At 70.2% G+C, this 25,519-nt stretch carries 24 protein-coding genes and 1 tRNA gene; 15 read left to right on the top strand and 10 right to left on the bottom strand.

The features are described from left to right. Positions 1 to 6: 6 nt before the first annotated feature. From ABZV42_RS32500 to ABZV42_RS32475, 6 genes are read right to left on the bottom strand one after another with little or no spacing between them, the layout of a single operon-like run. Positions 7 to 762 carry an SDR family oxidoreductase gene (locus ABZV42_RS32500; RefSeq protein WP_356054967.1) on the bottom strand — a complete coding sequence of 252 codons (756 nt, stop codon included), beginning with the start codon at positions 760 to 762 and terminating at the stop codon, positions 7 to 9. Next, the gene (locus ABZV42_RS32495) at positions 755 to 1,276 is read right to left on the bottom strand and encodes a cupin domain-containing protein (RefSeq protein WP_356054965.1); all 522 of its coding nucleotides are present in this window, start codon (positions 1,274 to 1,276) and stop codon (positions 755 to 757) included. The genes ABZV42_RS32500 and ABZV42_RS32495 overlap by 8 nt, the downstream gene beginning before the upstream one ends. A gap of 11 nt (positions 1,277 to 1,287) precedes the next feature. After that, positions 1,288 to 2,076 (bottom strand): alpha/beta fold hydrolase, encoded by a 789-nt coding sequence (locus ABZV42_RS32490; RefSeq protein WP_356054963.1) that lies wholly within the window; start codon positions 2,074 to 2,076, stop codon positions 1,288 to 1,290. Next, positions 2,073 to 2,870 carry an aspartate dehydrogenase domain-containing protein gene (locus tag ABZV42_RS32485; RefSeq protein WP_356054961.1) on the bottom strand — a complete coding sequence of 266 codons (798 nt, stop codon included), beginning with the start codon at positions 2,868 to 2,870 and terminating at the stop codon, positions 2,073 to 2,075. Before ABZV42_RS32485 ends, ABZV42_RS32490 begins: the two co-directional genes overlap by 4 nt. Beyond that, a complete protein-coding gene (locus tag ABZV42_RS32480; RefSeq protein ID WP_356054959.1) occupies positions 2,867 to 3,811 on the bottom strand; it encodes a VOC family protein in 945 nt (314 codons plus the stop codon). The genes ABZV42_RS32485 and ABZV42_RS32480 overlap by 4 nt, the downstream gene beginning before the upstream one ends. A 41-nt stretch (positions 3,812 to 3,852) precedes the next feature. Next, the gene (locus ABZV42_RS32475) at positions 3,853 to 5,337 is read right to left on the bottom strand and encodes an aldehyde dehydrogenase (protein WP_356054957.1); all 1,485 of its coding nucleotides are present in this window, start codon (positions 5,335 to 5,337) and stop codon (positions 3,853 to 3,855) included. A gap of 295 nt (positions 5,338 to 5,632) precedes the next feature. Between ABZV42_RS32475 and ABZV42_RS32470 the strand changes: the two genes are divergently transcribed. Next, complete coding sequence (locus tag ABZV42_RS32470) at positions 5,633 to 6,997, top strand: MFS transporter (RefSeq protein ID WP_356054955.1); 1,365 nt, start codon at positions 5,633 to 5,635, stop codon at positions 6,995 to 6,997. A 42-nt stretch (positions 6,998 to 7,039) separates the two neighbouring features. Here the strand turns inward: ABZV42_RS32470 and ABZV42_RS32465 are convergent, their stop codons facing one another. Beyond that, a complete protein-coding gene (locus tag ABZV42_RS32465) occupies positions 7,040 to 8,227 on the bottom strand; it encodes a TetR family transcriptional regulator (RefSeq protein ID WP_356054953.1) in 1,188 nt (395 codons plus the stop codon). Positions 8,228 to 8,275: 48 nt separating this feature from the next. Next, on the bottom strand, positions 8,276 to 9,370 hold the full coding sequence (locus ABZV42_RS32460; protein WP_356055014.1) for an XdhC/CoxI family protein: 1,095 nt from the start codon (positions 9,368 to 9,370) through the stop codon (positions 8,276 to 8,278). Positions 9,371 to 9,512: 142 nt separating this feature from the next. Here ABZV42_RS32460 and ABZV42_RS32455 point away from each other — a divergent pair, with 142 nt between their 5' ends. From ABZV42_RS32455 to ABZV42_RS32400, 12 genes are all read left to right on the top strand, one after another. Beyond that, positions 9,513 to 10,385, top strand: a complete 873-nt coding sequence (locus ABZV42_RS32455; RefSeq protein ID WP_356054951.1) for an FAD binding domain-containing protein — start codon at positions 9,513 to 9,515, stop codon at positions 10,383 to 10,385. Then, entirely contained in the window at positions 10,382 to 10,918 is a 537-nt protein-coding gene (locus ABZV42_RS32450) for a (2Fe-2S)-binding protein (protein ID WP_356054949.1), read from the top strand. The genes ABZV42_RS32455 and ABZV42_RS32450 overlap by 4 nt, the downstream gene beginning before the upstream one ends. Before the next feature lie 5 nt (positions 10,919 to 10,923). After that, positions 10,924 to 13,326 carry a xanthine dehydrogenase family protein molybdopterin-binding subunit gene (locus ABZV42_RS32445; RefSeq protein ID WP_356054947.1) on the top strand — a complete coding sequence of 801 codons (2,403 nt, stop codon included), beginning with the start codon at positions 10,924 to 10,926 and terminating at the stop codon, positions 13,324 to 13,326. 75 nt (positions 13,327 to 13,401) lie between these two features. After that, entirely contained in the window at positions 13,402 to 14,013 is a 612-nt protein-coding gene (locus ABZV42_RS32440; protein ID WP_356054945.1) for an SRPBCC family protein, read from the top strand. Between the two features lie 92 nt (positions 14,014 to 14,105). Continuing rightward, entirely contained in the window at positions 14,106 to 14,645 is a 540-nt protein-coding gene (locus tag ABZV42_RS32435; protein WP_355989616.1) for a MarR family transcriptional regulator, read from the top strand. 385 nt (positions 14,646 to 15,030) lie between these two features. Beyond that, positions 15,031 to 15,852 carry a hypothetical protein gene (locus ABZV42_RS32430; protein ID WP_356054943.1) on the top strand — a complete coding sequence of 274 codons (822 nt, stop codon included), beginning with the start codon at positions 15,031 to 15,033 and terminating at the stop codon, positions 15,850 to 15,852. Positions 15,853 to 16,172: 320 nt separating this feature from the next. Beyond that, a tRNA-Met gene (locus ABZV42_RS32425) sits at positions 16,173 to 16,246 on the top strand. 629 nt (positions 16,247 to 16,875) lie between these two features. Further along, complete coding sequence (locus tag ABZV42_RS32420; protein ID WP_356054941.1) at positions 16,876 to 17,079, top strand: hypothetical protein; 204 nt, start codon at positions 16,876 to 16,878, stop codon at positions 17,077 to 17,079. Next, entirely contained in the window at positions 17,076 to 17,819 is a 744-nt protein-coding gene (locus ABZV42_RS32415) for a molybdopterin-dependent oxidoreductase (RefSeq protein ID WP_356054939.1), read from the top strand. The genes ABZV42_RS32420 and ABZV42_RS32415 overlap by 4 nt, the downstream gene beginning before the upstream one ends. Next, the gene (locus ABZV42_RS32410; RefSeq protein WP_356054936.1) at positions 17,803 to 18,438 is read left to right on the top strand and encodes a cytochrome b/b6 domain-containing protein; all 636 of its coding nucleotides are present in this window, start codon (positions 17,803 to 17,805) and stop codon (positions 18,436 to 18,438) included. Before ABZV42_RS32415 ends, ABZV42_RS32410 begins: the two co-directional genes overlap by 17 nt. A 224-nt stretch (positions 18,439 to 18,662) precedes the next feature. Continuing rightward, positions 18,663 to 19,886 carry a histidine kinase gene (locus ABZV42_RS32405; RefSeq protein ID WP_356054934.1) on the top strand — a complete coding sequence of 408 codons (1,224 nt, stop codon included), beginning with the start codon at positions 18,663 to 18,665 and terminating at the stop codon, positions 19,884 to 19,886. Further along, a complete protein-coding gene (locus ABZV42_RS32400) occupies positions 19,883 to 20,548 on the top strand; it encodes a response regulator transcription factor (protein WP_355989602.1) in 666 nt (221 codons plus the stop codon). The genes ABZV42_RS32405 and ABZV42_RS32400 overlap by 4 nt, the downstream gene beginning before the upstream one ends. Positions 20,549 to 20,660: 112 nt before the next feature. Here the strand turns inward: ABZV42_RS32400 and ABZV42_RS32395 are convergent, their stop codons facing one another. After that, a complete protein-coding gene (locus ABZV42_RS32395) occupies positions 20,661 to 21,134 on the bottom strand; it encodes a hypothetical protein (RefSeq protein WP_356054932.1) in 474 nt (157 codons plus the stop codon). A 1,096-nt stretch (positions 21,135 to 22,230) separates the two neighbouring features. On the opposite strand from ABZV42_RS32395, the gene ABZV42_RS32390 reads away from it, so the two are divergent. Then, complete coding sequence (locus tag ABZV42_RS32390) at positions 22,231 to 23,031, top strand: hypothetical protein (RefSeq protein WP_356054930.1); 801 nt, start codon at positions 22,231 to 22,233, stop codon at positions 23,029 to 23,031. Between the two features lie 345 nt (positions 23,032 to 23,376). Beyond that, positions 23,377 to 24,171 (top strand): methyltransferase domain-containing protein, encoded by a 795-nt coding sequence (locus ABZV42_RS32385; protein WP_356054928.1) that lies wholly within the window; start codon positions 23,377 to 23,379, stop codon positions 24,169 to 24,171. Positions 24,172 to 24,466: 295 nt separating this feature from the next. Here the strand turns inward: ABZV42_RS32385 and ABZV42_RS32380 are convergent, their stop codons facing one another. After that, positions 24,467 to 25,462, bottom strand: coding sequence for a helix-turn-helix transcriptional regulator (locus ABZV42_RS32380; protein ID WP_356054926.1), 996 nt, complete (start codon positions 25,460 to 25,462; stop codon positions 24,467 to 24,469). Positions 25,463 to 25,519 lie beyond the last annotated feature (57 nt).

Below are 25,519 nucleotides of genomic sequence, written 5' to 3'. Positions count from 1 at the left end.
TACAGTTCAGTTCATGGTGAAGCCGCCGTTGACGGCGATCACCTGTCCGGTCAGATAGCGGGATTCCTCGCCGAGCAGGAAGGAGACGATCCCGGTGAGGTCGTCCGGCTGCTGCGCCCGCGAGATGGCGCGGTTCATGCGATAGAGGTCGTGCCGATCGGCGGGCACGGTCGCGGTCGCCTCGCCCTCGGTGAGTCCGGGAGCGACCGCGTTGACGGTGATCCCCTTGTCACCGAGTTCGCGTGCCATGGCCCGGGTCAGCGCGATGACCGCGCCCTTGGAGGCGATGTAGTGGGCCAGGCGCGGGGAGCCGTACAACGCGGCGTCCGAGGCGATGTTGACGATCCGGCCCGGTGCTGCGAAGAGCGGGTACAGCGCCTTCGACAGCAGCCAGGGGCTGCGGGCGTTGACCGCCATCAGCCGGTCCCACACTTCGATGTCGATGTCCTGGAACTCCTTGCCGCCCACACCGTTGGCGAGCGCCGCGTTGTTGACCAGGCCGTACAGCGGGCCGATCTCCCGCACGGCGGCCGCCAGGGCGTCCACCGAGGCGGGGTCGGCGACATCGCAGCGGACGAAGCGGGCGTCGGTGCCCTCCGCGCGCAGTTCCGCGGCAGCCCGCTCGCCCCGCTCCCGCTCCAGTTCGGCGACGACGACCCGGAAACCGTCGGCACCTGCCCGGCGGGCCATGGCCAGTCCCAGGCCACGGCCCGCACCGGTGACGACGACGGTGCGCAGGTCGGCCGGGGGCTGGTCAGCCACGGGTGACGCCGTGCATCGGCGAGTACTCGGGGTAGGTCGGAACCTGAGGCTTCTGCGTGCCGATGACGACGCAGAACAGGGCGTCGGTGTCGCCCTCGTTCTTGAGGGAACGGGTCACGCCGGCCGGAACGACGATCATGTCGCGATAGCCGAGGGTGCGGTACACGGCCTCGTCGGGGCCCCGGTGGATACCGACCTTGACCTCCCCCTCCAGGACGAAGAAGGCCTCTTCGACATCGTGGTGGGTGTGGGCGGGGCCCTCGGCGCCGGGCGGCAGCAGCATGTTGGAGAAGGTGAACCCGCCGGACGAGATGATCCGGCTGTCGCTCTCGTGGTTGCCGGTGGCGCCGGAACCGACGTAGCGGATCTGGCCGCGGCGGAACTGCGCGCCGGCCTTCTCCTGGAAGGACAGGGTGTCGAAGTCGGCCACGCGGGAGGCCTTGGTGGCGATGAGACGGTCGGTGTACGCGGACAGGTCGCCGCCGTTGTCGTACTCGGTGGTGGTCAAAGGCATGGGAACAGCTCCTACTCGGAGATGGAGGCGGTGATGCGGAGGTGGGAGAGGACCCAGGCGTTGAAGTGCCCGGGCTGCTCCTGATTGGCCAGGTGACCGGCGTCCTTGACGATCACGTAGGCGGTCCTGTGGATGGCCCCGGCGATGGCCTGGCTCGCTTCGATGCCGGTGACCTGGTCCTGTTCGCCGCAGAGCACGAGGGTGGGCGCGGCGATCGAGGGGAGTTCGTCGCGCAGATCGGCGGCGGCCATGGACTCGGCGGCGTACGCGTAGCCCGGCAGCCGTACCGAGACCGCCATGGTCTCCACGACCCGCCGCACCAGTTCCTCCGGCGCACCCCGCGACACCAGTCGCGGTCCGCGTGCTTCGGCGAAGGCGCGCGGGCCGAGCTCGGCCAGCTCGGTGGCGCGGGCCCGCATGCCCTTCGCCTTCGCCTCGTCCGCGCCCGAGCCGGGGCTGGAGTCGGCGACGATCAGCGAGGCGACGAGCTCCGGGTGGCGGGCGGCGAGCCGCAGCGCGATCACGCCGCCCCAGGAGACGCCGAGGACGTGCGCGGTCGTGGCGCGCTCACGGATGAGCGCGGCCGCCGCGTCCGCGTAGTCGTCGAGGCCGAGCTGGGCCTGCGGGTCGGGGGACTTGGCGTAGCCGGGGGCGTCCCAGGCCACGACCCTGACGTACGAGGAGAGTTCGGCGAGCTGGGGGGCGAACGCGGCCGACGACGAGCCGATCCCGTGCAGGCACAGGAGCAGTGGGCCGCGGTCACCGGCCTCCTCGACATGGACGTCGACCCGGGCGTTCACAGGACCTGCCCCGTCCGGCCGGCGAGCGCCGCGAGGCTGCGCAGTACTGCGTACGGCACGACCTGGCTGGTCGCCGGGTTGCCCGGGTCCGGCAGGTGCGCGACCTCGAACCGGTACGTGCCGTGCCCTCCGGATGCCTCGATCACATGGCGGGTGTGGTGCGCGGCGGGGTCGGCGACGACCCGGACCCGCACAGCGTCCAGGTCGCCGACGGCCAGCGCGACCGAGGCGGCCACGTTCGTCGATTTGGGGAACTTGACCGGTACCTCGCGGGCGGTGCCGGACATGACCTCGACCGGTCCGGTCGCGGTCCGCATCCGGGTCAGCAACTCCTCGTCCATCCACGGCTGTTCAAGGGTCGATGGCAGCTTCGTGGTGGTCAGGCGCACGTCGTTGAGCGGCCCCAGGCAGCGGGCGGCCTGGAGCAGGTCGAGACCGCCGACGGCACCGCCGGTGAAGTACACCCGGCCCGGTCCCGCCGCAAGCAGCCGCTTCGCGAGCTCCTCGTCGGTCAGCGCGCCGGTGGAGGCGATCAGCAGATCGGTCCCGGAGGCCAGCACCCGCTCGCCCCACTCCCGTACGACGCCCTGGCCCGCGGCCTCCACGATCAGGTCGCAGCGCTCGAGGGCCTCCTCGAGGGTGAGCTGCTGTGTCGGTGCGGCCTCACCGAGCGGGCGGTTGTCGACGACGCACACCAGTTCGGCGCCGTGCACCTGCCCTTCGGCGAGAGCGGTGCCGACGACCCGGCCGATCGCACCCCAGCCGACGATGCCGACCTTGCGCAGGGTGCTCATACGGTGGCCTCCTGGGCGTCGAGGGGAGCGGTCGGGCCGGGGTCCGGCGCGCCCGCCATGTGGCAGCGGATCTCCTTCGACGGCGGACCCGCGGTGCCCCACAGGTCGGACAGGTCCGGAACCCGCCGCCACACCCGGGCGATCCAGGCGTCCTCGACGATCTGGGCGACCTCGGAGGTGTACTCGCAGACCAGCCCGGACGGGTCGGTGAAGTAGGAGAAGGTGTTGTTGCCGGGGCCGTGCCGGCCGGGGCCCCACTGGGGGGTGATGCCGTGGTGGCGCAGCCGTCCCAGGCCCCGCATGAAGTGGTCGACGGAGGTCATCTCGTACGCCACGTGGTTCAACGAGGTCCACTCGGCCTGGTTGAACGCGATGCAGTGGTGGTCGGCGTTGCAGCGCAGGAATGCCATCTGGTGTTCGGACCAGTCGGAGACGCGCAGCCCGAGGACCTCGCAGTAGAACTGCACGGCGGCGTCGATGTCGGTGGTGTTGAGCACAGCGTGCGTGACCCCGACGGGTACCGCGCCGTCCCGGCCGCGCGGGACGACCGCCTCGACCAGGGCGCTGATCTCGATGAGGCGGCCCTCGGGGTCGGTGAACCGCACTCCGTAGCCGCCGCCCGCCTGGTCCAGCGGACCGGGCCCGAAGACGGGGACGATGGAGCGTGCTTCGAGGCGCCGGGCGGCTTCGTCGACCTCGGCCGGGGTCGCGACGGCGAAGGCGATTCGGCCCAGGCCGACCCGCTCCCGCTCGGTCAGGTGCAGAACGTGGTGCTCGTCTCCCGTGCCACGCAGCCAGCGGGCGCCGGTGTCGGACTCGACGGTCTCGAGGCCCCAGACCTCCTCGTAGAAGTCGGCGGCCTCGGTGAAGGCCGGGGTGTGCAGCTCGACGTAGCGCAGCGAGCGGAGCCGGGCGATCGGACCGGGCGGTGATGGGTGCATGGGTCTCTCCAGAGGGACGGACGGGCGGGCGGCGTGCCAGGTCAGTCGGCCCACGGGAGCGGCAGGTCGGAGGTGCCCCAGTACAGGGACTTCTGGCGTTGGTAGGCGCGGATCGCGTCGCGGCCCTTCTCGATCCCGAGGCCGCTGTCCTTCCATCCGCTGAACGGGGTGGCGGCGCTGAACTGCTTGTACGTGTTGATCCAGACCGTTCCGGCCTCGACCCGGCGCGCGATCCGCCCTGCGGCCCGCAGATCGCGGGTCCAGATGCCGCAGGCCAGCCCGTAGACGGAGTCGTTGGCCTGGCGGACCAGGTCGTCCTCGTCGTCGTAGGGCAGGGCGACCAGGACCGGGCCGAAGATCTCCTCCTGGCAGGTGCGCGAGGTGTTCGCCAGCCCCTCCAGGACGGTGGGCAGGTAGTAGGCGCCGTCCTGGTACCGCTTCCCCGCGGGTGCCGACCCGCCGCACAGCACCCGCGCGCCCTCGGAGCGGGCGAGGTCCACGTAGGCGGCGACGGAGTCGCGGTGGCGGTGGTGCACCAGCGGGCCGACCTGGGTGGTCGGTTCGGTGCCGGGGCCGAGGCGCAGCTTGCGGACGCGGTTGACGAGTTCGCCGACGAAGGAGGTGTAGATCTCGCGTGCCACGAAGAGCCGGGAGCCGGCGATGCAGGACTGGCCGCTGGACGAGAAGATCCCGAACAGCACTCCGGCCAGGGCCTGTTCGACGTCGGCGTCGGCGCGCACGATCGTCGGCGACTTGCCGCCCAGTTCCAGCGAGGCGGGGATGAGCTTCTTGGCGGCGCTCTCGGCGATGGACCGGCCGGTCTGCGTGCCGCCGGTGAAGGCGATGCGGGCGACGAGGGGGTGGCGTACGAGGGCGTCGCCGACCACTCGTCCGCTGCCGGGCAGCACCGACAGCAGGGCGGTGGGCAGGCGGAACTCGTCGAGTGCCTGGGTGATCAGTCGTCCCAGGGCGAGGGAGACCAGCGGGGTCCAGGCGGCGGGCTTGAGGAGGACCGCGTTCCCTGCGGCGAGCGCGGGGGCGATCTTCTGCGCGTCGCTGGCGATCGGGGAGTTCCAGGGGTTGATCGCACCGACGACACCGATCGCTTCGTGGACGCTCATGGTGATGTACGGGCCGCGGGACGGTGTGAGTGAGTCCTCTGCCGTCTCCAGGGCGGCCGCCAGGTAGCGGAAGGTACCTGCCGCGCTGAGCGCGAGGGCCCGGGTTTCGGTGAGGGTCTTGCCGGTGTCGGCGGTCTGCAGCGCGGAGAGCTCGTCGGCTGCCTGTTCGGTCAGCTCGGCGATCCGGTGCAGCAGCCTGGCGCGTTCGTGGGCGAGCAGGTCGCGCCAGGCCGGGTCCGCCGCCGCCTTCGCCGCGGCTTCGGCCGCTTCGGACACCTCGTCGGCGGAGGCGCAGTGGATGGTGGCGAGGACGCGGCCGGTTGCCGGGTCGACGGTGTCGACGGGCTCACCCGCACCGCGTCGCCACTGGCCCGCGATCAGGATGTCGGTGGGGAAGTGCGGCACGGGTGACCTCCGGGCGAGGCGATGGGAAGGGGGGCGGGCTGCGCGTGCGGACGCACTCGGCGCGATTTCGCAGTCCGCACTGCCTATGGCCTAGAAATCTAAGCACTTAAGTATTTTTCCGCAAGACCCCGGAGGTGGAATCGTTGCCCGCGACGTCTTGAGCACGACATCCATGGGCGCCGATGGTGGTGGTCGAGTTGTCGGATCCGAGATTCCTAAGCTCTTAACCATTGACCGCTTAGGTATGGGAACTTACCGTCTCCGCAACTCCTCTGTCCGCGGAAGGACCCCCTCCATGACGACTGTGGCCGCTAAGCCAGCCCTCGGCTCCATAGCCGCGCGACTTGAACGACTGCCGCATTCACGCTGGCATGTCAAGGTCCGGTTCCTGATCGGCGCCGTCACCTTCTTCGAGGCGTTCGACCAGCTGCTGGCCGCCTCCGCGCTGCCCGTTCTGACGAAGGAATGGCATCTGAGCACCGGGCAGGCCACCTTCGCGGTGACCTCCGCCTCCATCGGCATGCTGCTCGGGGCCCTGGTCGCCGGCTGGATGGGTGACCGGATCGGCCGGGTGCGCACCGTCGCCCTGGGCGTCGCCGTCACCGGTCTGGCCAGCCTCGCCGTCGCCTTCTCGGGCAGCATCGAGACCTTCTCGCTCTTCCGGTTCGTGCAGGGCCTCGGTATCGGCGGTGTCGTCCCCGTCGCGGCGACCTACATCAACGAGATAGCACGCTCCGACAAGCGGGGCCGTTTCGTCCTGCTGTACGAGCTGGTCTTCCCGGCCGGACTCGCGGCGGCCACCCTGATCGCTGTGTGGGTGGTGCCTCACTTCGGCTGGCGGGCGATGTTCCTCGTCGGCGTGCTCCCGGTGCTGATCGCCGCCCTGCTGCCCCGGCACGTCGCCGAGTCCCCGCGCTGGCTGCTGGCGCGTGGACGGACACAGGAGGCGCAGGAGACCATCGCCCGCATCGAGGCGGAGGTCGTCCGCGACACCGCCGAGGAACTGCCCGTCCCCGCGACGGACCTGCCCGACGAGACGTCTTCCGGCCGCCTGAGCGACCTGTTCCGGGGGCGCTATCTGCGGCGCACGGCGGTCCTGTCGGGTCTGTGGTTCGTTGCGTACTACGTCAACCACGGCATCTCCACCTGGCTGCCGTCGCTGTACACGAAGCAGTTCGGCCTGGATCTGACGACCGCACTCGTCTACACACTGCTCAGCAACATCACCGGCCTGCTCGGTACGCTCGTCGTGGCCCTGCTGATCGACCGCATCGGCCGCCGGCCCGCGCTGATCGGCGCGCTGGTGGGCACCGTGCTCTCGCTGGGCGTGCTCGCTCTGGCCGGCGCGACCTCGGGCAGCCAGGTCGCGGTGTTCGCCTCCTGTACGACCTTCTTCCTGTACGCGGTCAACGCGGGGCTCTACCTGTACTCGCCCGAGCTGTACCCCACGGTCAACCGGGCCAAGGGCGCGGCGTTCGGTGGCCTGTGGAACCGGTTCGGCGTCATCCTCGGTCCGGTGACCGTCGGCGCGGTCATCGCCGCGGGCGGCAGTCTGGCCCTCGTCTTCGCACAGCTGGCCGGGGTGGCCGCGGTGGGCGTCGTGATCGCCTGGTTCGCCGTCGAGACCAGGGGCAAGACGCTGGAGGAACTCAACTCCTGACGGGCCGGCAGTCCCGGCAAGGAGCCGGCGGCCGAGCAGTGATCACTGCTCGGCCGCACCGGCGCCGAGTGTCTCCCCCAGGGCGCCGAGCAGCCCGGAGAGCCGGCGCCGGTCTCCCGCTCCCAGCCCGGCGAGCAGCTCACGTTCCTGGGCCGACCGTGCGGCGGCGACCCGGCCGGCGAGCTCGACCCCCTGCGGGGTGAGGCACAGCCGGACGATCCGGCGGTCGTCGGCGTCACGCTCACGCCGGATCAGGCCCGCCGCCTCCAGACGGTCCGCCTGCTGGGTGAGACCGCCGGCGCGGACCGTGCCGGCCGCCGCCACTTCGCCCATCGTCCGGCGGTAGGGCTCACCCGCCTCCCGCAGTGCCGCGAGCACGTCGTACGCGGGCAGGGTGATGCCGTACTCGCGGACGGTCCTGGTGACGATCTCCTGATGGCGCAGGGCGCACTCGCTCAGCCTGGCGAACAGGGACGACGGGGAGTCGTCCCCGCCAGGGGGCGTCGGGTGCCGGCTCTCCGGGCGCGCGGAGGCGTCCGCGCCGGCGGCCGCCGCGGCCGGTGGCCGCGCGGGAGCGGCGCCGAGGGCGGAACCGAAAGCAGTGGTGAGCACGTCCGCCAGCGCGGGAGCGAATGCGCCGGTCGGGACGGAAGCCGCCGGTTCATGGGCGAAGACATAGCGCTCCATGATCACGCCGAACAGAACGCTGCGGACCACGGCGGCGCGCACCTCCGCCTCGGCCGAGTCGCCGAGCAGCCGGGCGAGAGGTTCGCCGACCTGCCGCTCCAGGATCGTGCGCAGCAGTTCGGCGCTCGGTGGGTGACTGACGGCCGAGCGGATCAGGGCGGGCCAGGGATCGTCGGCCGGCAGCCGGTCCCACCGGTCGAGGTAGGCGCGGGAGAGGGCGGCCGGCAGATCGCCCGTGTCGTGGGCGGCGAGCATGTCGTGGCTGACGCCCGTCCCGGCCCCGACCGCCTCGCGGAACAGGCCGTCCTTGGTACCGAAGTACGCCATCAGCAGGCCGGGTGTCACCCCGGCCTCGGCCGCGATGGCACGGACCCCGACGCCCTTGTAGCCGTGCGCGCCGAAGAGCCGCCGGGCGGCGTCGAGGACCGCACGGCGATTGCCCTCCGGGTCGTGGGAGCCGGGTCGGCGCTGCGCGGGTTCCTGCTCGGTCGCTGCGGCGGGGCTGCCGGCCGCTCGTCGGCGGCCCCTGTTCTTCGGGTCCACAGGGCTCAGTTTAAACGAGTGTTCATAAAAACAGTCGTTCAAAAACTGTCACAACGTGTGCACGGGTCCGGTCCGGAGGGTGAGCGGAAGCCCACTGCCGCCACGCCGCACCGCGATGATCTCGGCCATGATCGACACCGCGGTCTCCTCGGGTCCCCGCCCGCCGAGATCGAGCCCGACCGGCGAGCGCAGCCGGTCGAGTTCCGCCTCGGTCGTGCCGGCCGCACGCAGTCGTACGAGCCGGTCCTCGTGCGTGCGGCGACTGCCCATGGCTCCCACGTAACCGGCGCGGCTGCGCAGGGCGAGCCCCAGCACCGGCACGTCGAAGCGGGGTTCATGGGTCAGCACACACACCGCGGTCGACGCGTCGACCGCGTCCTGGTGGGTGCGGAACCAGCGGTCCGGGCGGTCGGTGACGACCTCGTCGGCATCAGGGAAGCGCTCGGCCGCCGCGAAGGCGGGCCGGGCGTCGCAGACCGTCACCCGATGCCCGAGCGCGGCGCCGATGCCCGCCAGGGGGCGGGCGAACTCGGCCGCGCCGAAGATCAGCAGCTGCGGCCGGGGGGCGAAGGACTGCACCAGCAGTCGGCACTGCGGCGCGCAGCCCTTGCCGTCGCCGGTCGCGTTTCCACTGGTCACAAACCCGTTCGCGGCGCGGCCCAGCATCCCTTCCGCTGCCAGCGCCGCCGCCCGGTCCGCGCCCGGGTCACCCAGCGAACCGGTCGTCCTCCCGCCGCCGACGGCCAGTGCGCCGCCGCCGTCGGCGGGGGTGACCAGAGCCACCGGGACACCGGCCGCCAGATCGGCGGCGATCCGTCGTAGCGGCACCTCGGGACCCACCTCACGGATCAGCACCTCGATCGTGCCGCCACAGGTCAGGCCCACCGCGAAGGCGTCCTCGTCACCGACTCCCCAGCATTCGACGGTCGCGGGGCCGCCCGCGAGCACCTCCTCCGCGATCGCGCAGACCGCGGCTTCGACGCAGCCGCCGGAGACGCTGCCGACGATGCGGCCGTCCTCGGACACGAGCATCGAGGCGCCCGGCCCGTGCGGCGACGAGCCCCAGGTCCGTACGACGGTCGCCATCGCGAAGCGGATTCCGGCGTTCTGCCAGGCGGCCGCCTGGTCGATGACCTGTCGCACGTCGCTCACCTCGGACTGTGAAATCTCACGGAACCTCTTGCCAAGCAGAAACTTTAGTGTAAATCATTTCAGGTACTAGATAGATCTCTCCGTGTCGAATGCCACGGCGCGATGACGACCAGAGAGGACCGGTGGCAGCAGGTTGAAGCCCTCACCCTTCGACTACACCGCCCCCAGCACCGTCGGCGAGGCCCTCGCCCTCCTCACCGACGAGGAGCGGGAGGCCAAGGTCGTGGCGGGCGGTCAGTCCCTGATCCCCATGTTGAACATGCGCCTGGCCAGGCCCGGGCTGCTCGTGGACATCACCCGCATCCCCGAGCTCGGCCGCCTCCACGTGGATGAGTCGGGCAGCCTCCACATCGGAGCCGCGGTACGGCAGGCCCGCGCCGCCGCCGACACCGCCGTACGGAACGGGTGGCCGCTGCTGGCCACCGCGATCGAGCACATCGGACACCCGCAGATCCGCAACCGCGGCACCGTCTGCGGCAGCCTCGCCCACCACGACCCGGCCGCCGAGCTGCCCGCCGCGGCACTGGCCCTGGACGCCCGATTCGTGATCACCGGGCCACGCGGCACCCGCACGGTCACCGCGCACGACTTCTTCGTCGCCACCTTCTCCACCGCCGTCGAAGCCGACGAGCTCCTCACCGAGGTCGTGTTCCCCCCGCTCCCGGCGGACCACGGCTGGGCCTTCGAGGAACTGACCCGCAGACACGGCGACTTCGCCACCGTCGGCGTGGCCGTCGTGCTGGAACGGGACGCCACGGCGGGCACCGTCCGCACCGCCCGCGCGGTCTTCAGCGGCGCGGCCCCCGTCCCCGTACGCCTGCCCGCCGCCGAGGACGAACTGGTGGGCAGCGACGCCGGACAGCAGGCCCTCGCCGCCGCGGCCGCCGTCGCGCTGGCCCGCCTCACCCCTTCCGACGACATCCACGCCACCGCCGAGTACCGGCGCGAGGGCGCCGCCCATCTCCTCGTCCGCGCCTGCACCACCGCATGGGAGCGCTGCTCATGACCCCGTCCCCACCCACCCCGCTCGCCGCCCGCACGCCGCCGCTCGCCGAGCCCTCCGCCTGGCACCGGATCAGCCTCACCGTCAACGGGCGGCCGGTATCCGCCCAGGTCGAGTCCCGGCTGCTGCTCAGCGACTTCCTGCGCGACCGGCTCGGCCTCACCGGCACCCACGTCGGCTGCGAGCACGGAGTCTGCGGGGCCTGCACCGTCCTCGTGGACGACGAACCCGTACGCACCTGTCTGACCCTGGCCGTGCAGTGCCAAGACACCGAGATCCGCACCGTCGAAGGCCTCGCCCCCGACGACGCCCCCCTCACCCCGGTACAGCAGGCCTTCCACGAGTGCCACGGCATGCAGTGCGGCTTCTGCACGCCCGGGTTCGTGATGACGGCGACCGCACTGACCGAACAGCCCGGCCGCCCCGGCAAGGAGCAGGTCGCCGACGCGCTCAGCGGGCATCTGTGCCGGTGCACCGGCTACCGCAACATCCGCCGTGCCGTGTGCCAGGCACTCGACGAGCGATTCGGGGAATGACCCGCATGCCTCACCGTTCCGACCCGCACCGGCAACACCGGCAAGACCAAGGCGACGGCAGCTGGATAGGCCGTTCCGTCCCCCGCGTCGAGGACGACCGACTGCTCCGCGGCAACGGCCGCTACGTCGACGACATCGCCCTGCCCGGCGCCGTCGAGGCCGCCTTCTTGCGCAGCCCGCACGCGCACGCCCGGATCGAGTCCGTCGACGTGACCGCAGCCCTGACCGCACCCGGCGTCGTCGCCGTGTGGACGGGCGACGACGTGGCCGACCTGCCCGCGATGCTGAACCAGGAGGAACTGCGCACCCCGCCGGGGCTCGCCGCACTCCTCGACCCGCTGGTCCGCATGACCCCCATGCCGCTGCTCGCCCACGACAAGGTCCTCTACGTGGGCCAGCCCGTCGCCGTCGTCTTCGCCGAGAACCGCTACCTCGCCGAGGACGCCCTGGAACTCGTCGACGTGCGCTACGCCCCGCTGCCCGTACTCGTCGACCCCCGACTCTCCCTGGCGGCGGACGCCCCCCTGCTGCATCAAGAACTGCCGGACAACACCGCAGTCGCCGTCGCCACCCGGGTCGGCGACCCGGACGCGGCCTTCGCGGGCGCTCACGCCGTGGTGAGCGAGCAGTTCGAGTCCCACCGCTACGTCGCCTCCCCGATCGAGACCCGCGCGATCTCGGCCCAGGTCGAGCCGTACAGCGGCCGGCTGACCATCTGGTCGGGAACCCAGACCCCACACCGACTGCGGGACGCCATCGCCCACACCCTCGGTCTGGAGTCCGCGGCGGTCCATGTCATCGCGGCCGACGTCGGCGGCGGCTTCGGGCAGAAGGGCATCCTCTACGTCGAGGAACTCCTCGTCCCGCACGCAGCCCGCCGCATCGGCCGCCCCGTACTGTGGCGCGAGGACCGCAACGAGAACCTCACCGCCGCCTCGCACGCCCGTGAGCAGATCCACCGCATCGAACTCGCCGCGGACGCCGAAGGACGCATCGTCGCCGTGCGCGACCGGATCACCGTCAACTTCGGCGCCTACAACATGACCGGCCTCGTCGTGCCGTACAACTCCCTCTGCCATCTGCTCGGCCCCTACCGCATCCCCAACGTGGACATCGACGTCGTCGGCGTGCTCACCAACACCGCCTTCGCCACGCCCTACCGGGGAGCGGGCCGCCCGGAGACGGTGTTCGCCATGGAACGTGCGATGGACCGGCTGGCCGCAGAACTGGGCATCGCGCCGGAGGAGCTCAGGGCCCGCAATCTGGTGGGGCCCCAGGAGATGCCGTACGCGACCGGACTGGCCGACCGCTCGGGCAGCCCGCAGTCCTACGACTCCGGAAACTTCCCCGAACTCCTGCGCCGCGCCGTGGCCAAGGCGGATGTCCCACAAAGACGCGCACAGCAGCGCGAAGGGGCCCGTGACGGCAAACACCTCGGCATCGGATTCGCCATGTACATCGAGGCCACCGGCCTCGGACCGTTCGAGACAGCGCGGATCGACATCACTCCCGGCGGCAGGGTGCGGCTCGCCATCGGCACCCCCTCCCAGGGGCAGGGGCACCGCACGTCCATGGCTCAGATCGCCGCCGACGCCATCGGCGTGCCGCTCGAAATCATCGACGTGGTCGGCGGCGACACCGACGCCACCCCGTTCGGTGTGGGCACCATCGCCAGCCGCGCCCTGGTCAACGCGGGCAACGCCACCCACCGCGCCGGCCGACTGGTGCGCGAGAAGATCATCGATGCCGCGGCCCGCCGCCTGGGCGTCACCGACGGCGGCCTCGACCTGAGCGACGGCGTCGTGGCGGGCAAGGAGCCGGGCGGCCCCTCCATCGGCCTGGCGGAGCTGGCCGCAAGGGCCCCGCTGCCCGGCACTCCCGAACCCACCGACGGCCGGCACGGCACCGAGATCAGCGAGACCGTGCACTTTCGTCCACCGGGGTTCGCCGTTGCCAGCGGAGCGCATGCGGCGGTCGTCGAGGTCGACGAACACACCGGCGAGGTCGAGATCCTGCACTACGTCGTCGTCCACGACGCGGGCAACATCGTCAACCCGATGATCGCGGAAGGACAGGTCACCGGCGGCATCGCGCAGGGAATCGGCGGTGCCCTGTACGAGGAGATGGTCTACGGCCCCGACGGCCAGCCCCGCACCGGCACGTACATGGACTACCTGGTGCCCACGTCCTCGGAGATGCCCGACCTCGACATGGACGAGATCCACACCCCGAGCCCCATGAACGACCTCGGAGTCAAAGGCCTCGGCGAAGGCGGAGCGATCGCCCCGCAGGCGGTACTGGCCGGCGCCGTCGAGGACGCGCTGCGCCCCTTCGGCGTGATCGTCCGCCGAGGACCGCTCTCGCCGAGCCGAGTGCGTGAACTGATCCGCACGGCCGCCCGCACCTGAGTCCGCCCCGCACCTGACTGCGGCCCACCTTCGAGTCCGGTCCTCCAGGCCGGCCGATCCCACGATTGGACCACCATGCAACTCGAGCACTCCTTCACCGTCCCGGCGGACCCCGACGACGCCTGGAAGCTCTTCCTCGACCTCGGCCGGGTCGCACCCTGCATGCCCGGCGCCGTGCTGGACACCCTCGACGGTGACTCCTTCACCGGACACGTCAAGGTGAAGGTCGGTGCGGTACAGATGAGCTACCGCGGCGAGGGCACCGTCACCCGCGACGAATCCGCCCGCTCGATGCACCTGGACCTCAGCGGCAGCGAGACCCGAGGCGCGGGCACCGCGTCAGCCACGGTCACCGCAACGCTGACCGCCGACCCGGCCGGCACCCGTGTGCGCGTACGCACGGACCTCGACATCACCGGCCGTCCCGCGCAGTTCGGCCGCGGCATCATGACCGAGGTCGGCGACCGCATCGTCCAGCAGTTCGCCACCCGCCTCGAAGAGCTGCTGCGGGACACCGGGCAGAACACGCCGGGCACGGCCGACAGCCCGCTCTCGCGCGAGCCGGAGGCCGTGGACCTCGGAGCGGCGGTGCTGCCCGTGCTCCTGCGGAAGACTGCCGCGCCTGCCGCAGCCGTACTGCTCGCCGTCGTAGTGATCCAGGCACTGAGGCGGCGTACTCGCAGGTGACCCCTGCCGGGTGGCCCCGCCCACCGATCGCTTCAGCGGTAAGATTCTCAGCACCGTGAGAAGCTGGGCGGACGCTGTACGAGGGGATGGGCATGGCTGCATCGAAGCCGTCGGACCGGGACGCGGTCGCGAAGGTGATCGAGGAGTGGGCGCGCGAACGGCCGGAGTTGGACACCAGCCCGCTGGAAATCCTCGCACGCCTCCACCGCTCCTTCCTGCGGTACAGCACCAAACTCACCACATCGATCGAGCGCCACGGTCTGTCCGTGGCGGGCTTCGACGTGCTGACCGCGCTGCGCCGGTCCGGGGATCCGTACCGGCTGACGGCCGGACAGCTCGCCGACTCCGGACTGGTGTCCTCGGCGGGCGTGACACTGCGGATCGACCGTCTGGAGAAGGACGGCCTCATCGTCCGCGAGCGGGACGCCGACGACCGCAGGGTCGTCTACTCGCGCCTCACCGACAAGGGCCTCGCGACGGTGGACACCGCGTTCGCGGAGCATCTCGACAACGAACGCCTCATGCTCGGCGGGCTGTCGCCGTCCGAACGCCGCCAACTCGCGCGGCTGCTGCGCAAGTTGGAGATTTCGATCCTCGATTCCGACGAGGAGCCGATCGGAACCACGGCGTAGAGGCACCACGGTGTCGCGGTGAGGCCTGAAGCCGGTCGACCACTCGACGCCGCTATGCCGGGAACGATCCGCCGGTGTGCCGCGAGGGCGGTGACTCCGGCTTCCTGGTCCACCAACTCACCGGCACATCCCCGCGATCACTCCGAACAGCCCCGGCCTCCACCAGCCGGTGATCTTGTCGGTGACCCTACGCACGCCCACTGACAACGCAGTCCTTGATGTTGCCGGAGGGCGGCATGCGCATGTGCTGGTGGACGAACTGAGAGCACTGGTTCTGACGCTGAAGCGGCTGCGGTCAACGAACTCCTGACAGCCGCCGACAATGCCTTGACCAGTGGATTTGTGTGGCTGAGAGTGGCCGTACTGATCGACTGGGGTGGGAAGCATGACGCACGACGAATACGCGGACCGCTGCGAGGAGTTCTTCGCTGTGGACGGGTTCGCGCAGGTCCGGAAGCTGTCCGAAGCCGGCCTGGAGGAGCTTGGGCCCGATCCGGTGCTCTACCGATGGCTCGGCCTGGCACACGCGGCGGAGGATGAGGACGACCACGACTCCGAGGCGGAGAAGGCCTACGAGGCCGGGCTCGCACAGTGGCCCGACGACCTCGGACTGCTCGTCTCCTACCTGGAGTTGTGCCTGCGGGCCGACAGTTGGACGTACCCGGGGCGTAGCGGTCGAGCTGTCGTGCTCAAGGAACGGATCGCCGTCCTGGCTCCGGCGGGTTCGCCCGAGGCGGCGCGGGTGGAGGACGCGCTCGGCCGGGCCGGGCGGGGCTACTGGCAGGACATACGGGAGAGGACGGCCACCGTGCGGGCCGAGCGGGCGGCTCTGGCATCCCACAGCACTGATGTGGCAGAAGCGCTGGAGCGGGGAGGGCAGGCACCCGCACATCCCGAGGACCTGCGGGCCGCCGAGGTGACGGCCGCGCTGGAGCTGCTGGCCGGTCCGTGGCAGGCCCCGCTGCGGCTCATGGTCCGTCATCGGGCGGCCGCCTACGCGGCCACGTTCGTGCTCGTCCTTGCCACCAACAAGGCGCTGGTATTGAGCGGGACCGTCTCGTACAGCGTGTGGGGCTGGCTCTGGTACGCGCCCCTCCTGCTGGCCGACGGAAAGCTCAAGCTGGCCCGGCGGGTGGCTCGGCAGCGGGTGATCGCCGCGATGGAGGCCCGGCACGCCGATACCGTCGGCTCCGCGGGCGAGAAGTAGGTTCCAATGGATGTTGCAGTTTCCCGCCTGCACCGCCCACCTTCGACAGCTCGGTGGACGGCCGGTGGAGCATTGGTTGAGCGAGGCTTCGGCGTGGGTGCGGGCGTCGGCGGCCCGGCCGAGTGTGGACTCCGCCTGGTGCAGGTCGAGTTCGGCGGCGTCGAACCCGAACCGGCCGGAGCCTCGGCTTCGTGAGCCGCATCGAGTTCGTTCATCGCTGTGGCGAGGGCATCGTCGGCGTCGTCACCGCGGCCGGCGGCCGCCCGGCAGTCACATGGTCTTCAGTGCCTGCTGCGATGGCGTAGGGTGGTTCCTACCGACGCGGGGTGGAGCAGCTCGGTAGCTCGCTGGGCTCATAACCCAGAGGTCGCAGGTTCAAATCCTGTCCCCGCTACTACCACGTGGAGGGCCCGGAACCGTACGGTTCCGGGCCCTCACACGTATGGGGCCTACACGTCGGCGGCCCTACGTAATTGACAGGGCACATGTATGCGCGAGTCCAGTCGAGCTTGCTGGCCGCATGCAGCTCGGCGAGCGGGATGCGAGTAACTGCTCGGCGCAGGAACAACCACGTCTTCTCACCCTCTACGGGCACCACGCGCAAAGCCACCCCAATCCCGATTCCTTCCTCGGGCCAGGACGTCGGCGTTATCCGATCTCTTGCTCGGCGGCGGTCTGGCAGCCGTCCGTGTGGGCTGCTGTCGCAGGGCTGGGCTGGTGGTCGGGGCAGCCGAGCGCAGGGCCTCGGCGCGAGCCATCAGGTCGTGAACGAGTGACTTGAGCGCCGGTACGGATCACCGTCGGCGTCGTCACCGCATTTGCCTCCACCCGCGGACCGGTGCTCGCAATGGCGCGCCCACTGCCGTGTACCGCGGCTGTGGTACGCGGCAGTGATGTCCACCGCAGCGGTGGTAGCCCCATTCCGTTCCTGCGGATGACTGCCGGAGAGCAGTGCGCAGGGAGACTGGTCCCGTTCGACATGACGCGTCGCAGGTGACGCATGCAGAATCCAGGGAGCAGCAGATGAAGAAGTGGGTACGGCCAGTCGTCGGGGCATTTTTGCTCTTCATAGGTGTGGTGTGGTCGCTGCAGGGCTCTGGCGTTGTCGACAACAGTGAAGTGATGTCCGGCGAATCGCAGTGGCTGGGTATCGGTCTGGTCGTGGCCGTCGTGGGTGTGACGCTCCTCGTCGGTGGTATCAGGAAGCTGCGGGCAGACCGACGGTGAGTGCGAACAGTGCTGACGGCTCCGGCCGAGGGTACGGCGAGGACAGGCCCGTCGGACGACGGATCATCCTCGGTGCGCTGGGGCTCGGCGCCCTGGGAGTGGCTGTGGGCGCACCCGCGCAACGCAGGCTTGACGACACACTCGCCGGGATAGCCAGCAAGGACCCCACCGGCCTTGTCTCACTGCTGCCCGGTGGCGGCGGCTTCCGCTTCTACTCCGTCGCCGACAAGGTCCCGCACCTCTCCGCCGACGACTACCGGCTGACCGTGGACGGTCTGGTGGACCACCCCGCCTCGTACAGAATGGACGAACTGACCGCCCTGCCGAGCACCCGCCTGGTGCGGGACGTGCAGTGCGTCACCGGCTGGCGCGTTCCCCAGACCGCCTTCACCGGCGTACAGCTGTCTCATCTCCTCGACCTCGCCGGAGTGCAGTCCAACGCCGCCGCGGTGAGCTTCACCTGCTTCGACGGGATCTACACCGAAAGCCTCACCCTGGAGCAGGCGCGACGCCACGACATGCTGGTGTCCTACAAGATGCGAGACGAGCCGCTGAGCGCTGCCCATGGCGGCCCGGTACGCCTGTACGCCGCCCCGATGTACTTCTACAAGTCGGCCAAGTGGCTGTCCGGCATCACCGTCACCGACCGCGTCCAGCCGGGCTACTGGGAGCGTCGCGGCTACGAGGTGGACGGCTGGGTCGGCAAGTCGAACGGACGCGATGATGACCCGACCAGCTGAACAGCCGGACTTGATCCAGCGCTTCACCGCCGCCGAACGCTGGATACACCGGGGCACAGCCGCTCTGGTAGGAACCGCCCTCGTCACCGCCGCCTTCCTCTACCTGCCGGTGCTGGCCGAACTCGTCGGGCGGCGCCGGCTGTTGGTGACCGTGCACGAGTGGGCGGGCATCGCCATGCCCGTCCCGCTTCTGGCGGGCCTGGTCTCCCGCGCGTTTCGTGCCGATCTGAGCCGCCTGAACCGGTTCGGCCCGCACGACCGCGGCTGGGTGCGTGCCGCCTTTCACGGGCGGCCCCGTACGGCCGGTAAGTTCAACGCCGGGCAGAAGCTGTACGCGAACGTCCTGGCCGGGGCCTTGCTCGTCATGATCGGCACGGGGCTGCTGTTGTGGTTCCCTCGTCTTGCGCCCATCGTGTGGCGTACCGGAGCGACCTTCGTCCACGACTGGCTGGCCCTGCTCATCGCGGCTCTGGTCCTCGGCCACATACGGATGGCCGTCCGCGACGCGCAGTCCCGTCGTGGGCTGCGCACCGGACAGGTTCCACGGGACTGGGCGCGTCACCACCACCCGCTGTGGGAGGAGGAGAACCCGGCGCCCGCAACGGCCCAGGAGCCCTGACACACCCCGTCGTCAGGGCGGGTGTCATCCTGTACCCACCGCAACCGTGACATCCGAGGCTTGTTCCGAAGAACCGCAGGCACCGGATCAGTCCGAGATGAAGACCGCCGAAGGCTTCCACTCCGGCATCACTTCCGCGAACCACGGTGACGGGAAATCCCGATCGCACCGTGGTCGCATCGGCGCTCGCCGGGGCGTGATGCGCAACACACAGAGGAAGGGATATGGCGCCAGTCACAGGCCTCCGGGCGGCGATGCGGAACCTCGCCGACCGTTCGGCACGGCGGCCATTCGCCGTGGACGCCCTGGCCGCTGTCTGCTGTGTGCTCATCACCGGACCGATCATGATGCTGGTGTCGCACCAGGGCCAGGCCGATCTTCGTCCGGCCGGGGCGATATCCGCTCTCTGCAGTCTGCTGGTGTTGTGTGCCCACCGATGGCCACGAGTGACGACATGGGCAACGGCCACCACCAGCGTGGTACTCCTCGCCCTCGTGCCCGACGCGTCGCCGCCTCCCGCGCCGGCGGTCGCGGCGCTCTTCCTCCTCGCGGCCCGGACGGACCGCCGAACGGCTGTGCGCACCGGCGTGGCTGTGGGGGTCGTGATGACTGCTGCCGCGTTCGTCGTACGCCCCGAACTGTCGGCCGTGGAGTCGAACCTCGCGCTTCTGGCGTGGACCCAACTGCCCACGGCGGTCGGGGACGCCGTACGGAGCCGACGCGAACTGCTGGTCTCCTATCAGGAGCGCGCGGAGCACGCCGAGGCGACCAGGGAAGAGGAAGCGCGCCGACAGGTCGTCGCCGAGCGCATGCGCCTCGCCCGGGAACTGCACGACGTGGTGACACACCACCTCACCCTGGTCAACGCGCAGGCCGGAGTGGCCCACTATCTGGTTCGCCAGGATGCCGAGCGCGCCTATCTGGCCCTCGGGCAGATCCGCGACACCAGCCGAGCAGCGCTTGACGAGTTGCGCGCCACCGTCGGCTTGTTGCGTCAGGCCGACGACTTCGACCAGCCCCTCGCCCCGGCGCCAGGACTGGGTGATCTGCCGGCGATGCTGGACTCGTTCCGCCATGCCGGCCTCCGCGTGGAAGCCCGATGCGACGGGCCGCCCGCCACTCTTCCGCCCCTGACGGAGCTGGCCGCCTACAGGGTGGTCCAGGAGGCGATGACCAACGCGCGAAAGCATGTTGCCGACGCCCGTGTGACCGTGGTCATCGCGGATCACCGGACCCACCTGGAAGTCTCTGTCACCGACGACGGGGGCACCGGACCGAGTCACGGTTCCGGCACGGGCCTGGGATTGATCAGCCTCACTGAACGCGTGCACGCGGCGGGCGGAACCCTCCAGGCCGGCCTCCGGACGTCGGGCGGCTACCGCGTTCACGCGCTCCTGCCCATCGGTTCCGACGGCCTTGCGTCGGCAAGTCCCCGGGAGAGCGAATGAGCATTCGCGTCCTCCTGGTCGATGACCAGGCGCTGCTCAGAGGGACCTTTCGCATCCTGCTGGAGGCCACGCCGGGCATCGAGGTGGTCGGTGAGGCATCCGACGGTTCGGACGCCGTGGACCAAGTCCGGAGCCGGCCGACGGATGTGGTGGTGATGGACATCCGCATGCCCGGTCTCGACGGGATCGAAGCGACACGGCTCATCACCGGTGACAAGGCCCTGGCCGGTGTGAAGGTACTCATCCTGACCACGTTCGAGACCGACGAGCACGTAGCGGATGCACTGCAGGCGGGAGCCAGTGGATTCATCGGCAAAGGCATCAACCCGCAGGAACTGATCGACGCGATCAGGACGATCGCCGCCGGTGACGCGCTGCTGTCGCCCACAGCGACACGGTCGCTGATCCAGCGCTTCATCGCCCGCCGACGCCCCGCACGGCACGCTGCGCCGATGCTGGAGAGTCTGACCGCGCGAGAACGCGAGGTGGTGACGCTGGCAGCCGTGGGACTGTCCAACGACGAGATCGCGGATCACCTCGGCATCTCCGTCCTCACGGCCAAAACACATGTGAACCGGGCCATGGTGAAACTGGGAGCCAGAGACAGGGCGCACCTGGTCATCGCCGCCTACGAGGGCGGCCTGGTCCACCCCTCGCAGTGAACAGGCAGCAAGCCGGGCCCCTGAAGACCGAGCCGGTCCAGGCCCTCGCGCTGCTCGGTCAGCACACCGTCCTCGCGAGGCCCGGCTGTTGTCTGAGCGCAGTCCACGTGCTCTATCGAACTGGTCCGCACTCATCGACGAGCACGGTCGGCTCCGAGAGGAAGACATCCCGGTCGACGGGGCCGTAAGCGATGTTGAACGTGTCGAGCCAGTACGACCACCCGCGGATTCCCAGGGCGCTGGAGAACCGGTAGTTCAACTGCCAGCGAACCCATTGCCCGGGAAGCAGACGAACTGCCGGGGGCCTGTGCGGCCGAGGAGGCAAGCCGAAGAGCGGCTCCACTCGAGCCAGCACTCGGAGCCGATCGCCTTCGTCTCGCAGGCTGACACCGATCTCGCGAAGGTCCTTCTGGCTCGAACGCAGCTCGAAGCCGTCACGCTCGGACATCTGGACGAAGTGGGCAAACCCAGGGGGCACCTGAGGCAACGAGAAGCCGACCGGCGCCGCGTTCCTACGGGCAGCGGCCTTTCCGCCCCGAGACTGCTTCGTCCAGGACGTCTTGACCCACTGCACTGTGACGTCCACTGCACCTGCCTTTCTCCGAGAGCCTACGGTCAACGTTTGCTTGACGTCACTCAGGTTCCGGCGCAACTGCCTGCTGCCAGTTCTCGGGTCTGGCACAGATCCTGAGGAACGGTCGCGGAGGGTGACGGTGCGTTCGATGGAAGGGGAGGCACACAGGCTCCAGGCCCGTCAGCGTTCACGCATTCTGGTCCACCACCAGCCGAACGTAGCCAGCTCAAGGTAGTTGGGTTCAGGCAGGGTACGGCGCTCGAGTTCCTCGTCGATGCGCGTGATCAGTCGGCCCAAGTCCCGTTTGGCTCCCGGAGGGAGGTGCCGCATCGCCCACTCCAGGTCATCACGGGCATCGTTTGTCCCGGGCGAGCAGAATGCGGAGGCATCCAGGTATCGGCCAGGCTGCTTGAAAGCCCACTCGATACAAGAGAGTGCGTTGGCGACCGCGTCCGGCCACATCTCTTGCTCTTCGACCCGGCGGATTGCCGCACGAGTCCGCGCGGAGACACCGTGGACCTTCGAGACCGGGTACTGCCATCGTGGCCGGCACCGCTCTGCGCGGACGGCCTCGGGACGCCTACGCGGCATCGCCCTTTCGGATCAACATGAAGCCATCCTGTCACGGCTGGGTACCTGCCCGGCCTCACCTGGAGGGTTCGAAAGCCGGAACGTGCTGCCGCGCGCCCGGCACGGCGACATCGGGCCGGTCGCACTGGCCTGGCCGAACGGCCCGCGCGTTGCCCCGGCCGTTCTCAGCGCCCAGGCCCCTCGCTCTCGGGCCCGGCGCGATCCGCCTCGCCACCACCCTCCTGCGCCCCGGCATCCCGCCGTGGAGCAGCGATGACGCTACCCCTGCCCGAGCGTCACTCGCCACGGCGGTGGCGCGGCTCCCGGTCAACTGACATAGTCCGCTGACCTGTTGAAACGTGGCTGGACAGAGTGAGTTCCGCGAAGGGGACAGGTATCGCCTGGTCGAAACTTCTGTCGCTTGGGGTTTCGGCGTGCGTGGATGAGCTGCTGGGGGTCCCGGCCGGCCGCTGCATGCCGCCCGCTAGCATCCCGTCCTATGACGAGGCGGGGGTTACGGCTGGGTGCTGTTGCGGGGGTGGCACTGCTGGCTGCGATCTGTGCCTCCGGTCCAGAAGGCTCGGAGGTCATCCGCGCCGGGGCGGGCCTCGGCCCGCTCCCGGCCGACCGCTACGAATACACGCCGCATGACTATCAGCGATCGCAGCAGGCATCGGCGTTGCTGATCCGGCAGTGCATGGCCAAGCGCGGCCACCGGGACTTCCCGCTCGACCCCCGCTATCCCGGCGACGGCGTCAGCATGACCGCGGTCGCCACCGGCTACGGCGCCCTGGATCTCGCCGACGCCCGCCGCTGGGGCTACGGCTGGGACCCGGCAAAGCCCCTGGTCCCCGGGCCGAAGGATCGCCGGATGACCAACGCCGAGTTTGCGGACCTGCCGGCCTGCGGCGCCGAGGCGAACCGGCGGCTGATGCGTGGCATCGACCTGCGGGACTGGCGCTACGCAACCACACGGGAGGTCGAGGTCGCCAAGGCGGTCATGCTCGACGCGCGCCTGCGCGCGGCCTGGGATGTGTGGTCCCGCTGTGTGGCGGACCAGGGATTCACCCGCTATCGCACCCCCATCGCGGCGTACACGGATGAGGCCTGGCAGCGGGGCAGTGACGGCAACACCCGCCAGTCGCGGCGGGAACGGGCCACCGCCGTCGCGGACGTCACCTGCAAGCGCCGCCACCGCACGGCCGAGCTCTGGCACGCTGTTCGGGCGCAGAAACAGGCCGTGGACATCGCACAGCACCGCGACCGTTACGCCGCCGGGCTGCGGGCGCTGCGTGCGTACCGGGCCAACATCACCGAGGTGCTGCGCAAGCTCGGGTAGGGGCACCGACGCATGACGGTGTCCCGCGAGCGCCCACGGATCGGCAGCCGTCCAGCGGACTGCCCTTGCGACCCGCGCATTTCCGTTACCGAGCACCGCATTTCGGCGGTTCGCCGAGAACATCCGGGCGGGCGGCACGCCGCTGCTTGCGCTCCCGCGCTTTTGGGAACGTGGTGGCGGGCCACTGCCGCGACGAGTGCCGGGCGAGCCCGAGCCCGCTCCCGCTCGTGCTGGACGTACCACTCGCGAGTTCGGCACCGATTCCGACCGCCTGACCCTTACCCAGGCCCGGGCCGCCGCACAAGACAACGCCGGCTGAGGACGTCAGGCAGCTATCGTCGCCAGATGCCTGAAGCTCCTGAGAAGTTCAACACCGCGATGACCACTTGGCAGGAGTGGCAGGACGCCCCCTGGGGCCGACTGCGCTACTCGATCGCTGAGGCCAACCTGCTCCGTCATCTCGACGGCCTGGGCGGCGAATCGCTGCGGATACTCGACCTCGCCGGCGGCGACGGCGGAGACGCCATCCGCCTCGCGGCCCGCGGGCACCACGTCACTGTCGTCGACTACGCACCCGCCATGCTCGCAGCGGCCACCGAGCGAGCTGTGGCAGGCGGTGTGACGGAGCTGATCGACTGTGTCGAGGCCGACGCGACCGATCTGCCCCGCGATCTCGCCGACGCGGAATTCGACGTCGTGCTCTGCCATAACCTCCTGCAATACATGGACGACGTCCCAGGCACTCTCGCCTCGGCACTCTCCCCGCTGAAGGCCGGTGGCCTGGTCTCCGTCATGGCGATCAACCGGCATTCGGCGCCCTTGAACATCGCCGTCCGGGAGATGGACCCCGCGGCCGCGCTCGCGGCACTCGACACCGATCAGGCGCGGACGCAGATGTTCGACTCCGCACTGACACTGCATACGGCTGAAGAGATCATCCCCACCCTGCGGGAGCTCGGATGCCGGGACATCGCCCACTACGGCATCCGCAGCTTCTGCGACTACATCACCGACGACGCACGCAAGCACGAACCGGATTTCTACGCAGACCTCGAACGCCTCGAACTCGCCACCACCGCCCGGCCGCCCTACATGCATACGGCCCGGCTCTTCCAGCTCACGGCCTGGAAGCCGAGCTAGGGATCGCCCCTCAGAGGTGTCCGTTCGCATCGATATTTCGGGGCTCTGCGATCGACAAGTGCTGCCCAAATCCGGGTTCTGGTCCAACCTCCGCGGAGATCTCACGCCCTGCAATGTCTCGCTACGAGGAGAAGGAGAGCGAACTCCTGGCCGCCTGGGCGGCCGAGGAAACGGACGGCGAGATGCTCGCGAAGGTGCTCGACGCCTTCACGGACCGCGCCCGGGGCGGGGAGGCAACGGATGTCTTGGCGGGCGGCCTCGCGGTCGATCCAGCGTGGGATGCCTGGGTGAAGGTTCAGGGGCGCGGTGGCAGCCAGCCCTGTTGGACGGCTCGTACGCCGGCTTCGAAGCGGCTACGAGCGTCGAGGCGTTCCATCAGTTCGGAGGCGATCCGGCGGGCCGTGCGGTGGGACACCCCGAGCCGTTTGGCGATGGTCTCGTCGGTGTGGCCCTCGGCCAGGAGCCGCAGGGTGGTCCTCTGTTGGCCGGTGAGTCCGGTCGGGTCGGTGGGCACGGTCTCGCCGAGCGGCTGGGCGGATTCCCAGGTTGTCTCGAAGAGCGCGCACAGGGCGGTGAGGGTGCCCTGGCCGGTCAGCAGGACGGCGCCGGCGGCGGTGTCGTCGCTGCTGACCGAGATCATGGCGGTCAGCCGGTCCATGAGGATCATCCGGGTCGGCAGGGACGGAACCGTGCGGACCCGGCCGCCCAGCCGGGCCAGCCAGGTGGCGTGTTCGACGGTGGGCCGGTTCGTACGGACACTGTCGAGGTAGATCGTGCGCATGCGTACCCCGCGTCCGAGGAGGTCCTCGTTGAGCGGCCGGGACGCGGCCATGTTCTCCGCGGTCTGTGGTCCGCCCGGGGCGAAGGCCAGGAACTCCTCGCGCACCTCGCGGGTGAGTACGGCCAGCCGGTCGCGTATCTGGTCGAGGCCGACGAGTTGCTCCACCCCGGGATGGCTGGTGGCGGGGCGGAGCTCGGCGTACTCGGAGATGAGCTGCGCCGCGGCCGCCCGGGAGGATTCGAGGCGCTGCTGATGGGCCGCCAACTGGGCCTGCTGGCGGCCCATCAGGATCTCCATGCCGATATCGGGGGAGACGGCCCGGAGCCGGCCCGCGTCCCCCGCGGCGGGGCGCACCAGGGCCAGCTCGCTCAACGTGTCGAGGGCGTCGCGCACCTCTTCCCCGGGCAGCCCCACGGCGTCGGCGAGGGCCGCGACACCGGCGGCCGGATTTCTGAGCATGGCGCGATACACCGTCTCGGCGGCGGTATCGAGTCCAAGCGCGGTCAGCATCAGGTTCCCCCCAGTTTCCACAGACCCTCCCCGGTCCCACGATGATCTTCGCAGAGG

Origin of the sequence: Streptomyces sp. NPDC005281 (genome assembly GCF_040607495.1) — a bacterium.
Taxonomy (GTDB): Bacteria; Actinomycetota; Actinomycetes; order Streptomycetales; family Streptomycetaceae; genus Streptomyces.
The sequence above is the reverse complement of the archived record's forward strand: the minus strand, read 5'-3'. Positions and strand labels throughout refer to the sequence as shown.

What these genes read in the sequence shown, in the direction of transcription:
- ABZV42_RS32450 (WP_356054949.1), top strand. Translation starts at nt 10,382, where the DNA reads ATGACCCCGTCCCCACCCACCCCGCTCGCCGCCCGCACGCCGCCGCTC.
- ABZV42_RS32435 (WP_355989616.1), top strand. Translation starts at nt 14,106, where the DNA reads ATGGCTGCATCGAAGCCGTCGGACCGGGACGCGGTCGCGAAGGTGATC.
- ABZV42_RS32470 (WP_356054955.1), top strand. Translation starts at nt 5,633, where the DNA reads ATGACGACTGTGGCCGCTAAGCCAGCCCTCGGCTCCATAGCCGCGCGA.
- ABZV42_RS32445 (WP_356054947.1), top strand. Translation starts at nt 10,924, where the DNA reads ATGCCTCACCGTTCCGACCCGCACCGGCAACACCGGCAAGACCAAGGC.
- ABZV42_RS32430 (WP_356054943.1), top strand. Translation starts at nt 15,031, where the DNA reads ATGACGCACGACGAATACGCGGACCGCTGCGAGGAGTTCTTCGCTGTG.
- ABZV42_RS32485 (WP_356054961.1), bottom strand. Translation starts at nt 2,870, where the DNA reads ATGAGCACCCTGCGCAAGGTCGGCATCGTCGGCTGGGGTGCGATCGGC.
- ABZV42_RS32440 (WP_356054945.1), top strand. Translation starts at nt 13,402, where the DNA reads ATGCAACTCGAGCACTCCTTCACCGTCCCGGCGGACCCCGACGACGCC.
- ABZV42_RS32385 (WP_356054928.1), top strand. Translation starts at nt 23,377, where the DNA reads ATGCCTGAAGCTCCTGAGAAGTTCAACACCGCGATGACCACTTGGCAG.
- ABZV42_RS32480 (WP_356054959.1), bottom strand. Translation starts at nt 3,811, where the DNA reads ATGCACCCATCACCGCCCGGTCCGATCGCCCGGCTCCGCTCGCTGCGC.
- ABZV42_RS32495 (WP_356054965.1), bottom strand. Translation starts at nt 1,276, where the DNA reads ATGCCTTTGACCACCACCGAGTACGACAACGGCGGCGACCTGTCCGCG.
- ABZV42_RS32380 (WP_356054926.1), bottom strand. Translation starts at nt 25,462, where the DNA reads ATGCTGACCGCGCTTGGACTCGATACCGCCGCCGAGACGGTGTATCGC.
- ABZV42_RS32410 (WP_356054936.1), top strand. Translation starts at nt 17,803, where the DNA reads ATGACCCGACCAGCTGAACAGCCGGACTTGATCCAGCGCTTCACCGCC.
- ABZV42_RS32420 (WP_356054941.1), top strand. Translation starts at nt 16,876, where the DNA reads ATGAAGAAGTGGGTACGGCCAGTCGTCGGGGCATTTTTGCTCTTCATA.
- ABZV42_RS32400 (WP_355989602.1), top strand. Translation starts at nt 19,883, where the DNA reads ATGAGCATTCGCGTCCTCCTGGTCGATGACCAGGCGCTGCTCAGAGGG.
- ABZV42_RS32405 (WP_356054934.1), top strand. Translation starts at nt 18,663, where the DNA reads ATGGCGCCAGTCACAGGCCTCCGGGCGGCGATGCGGAACCTCGCCGAC.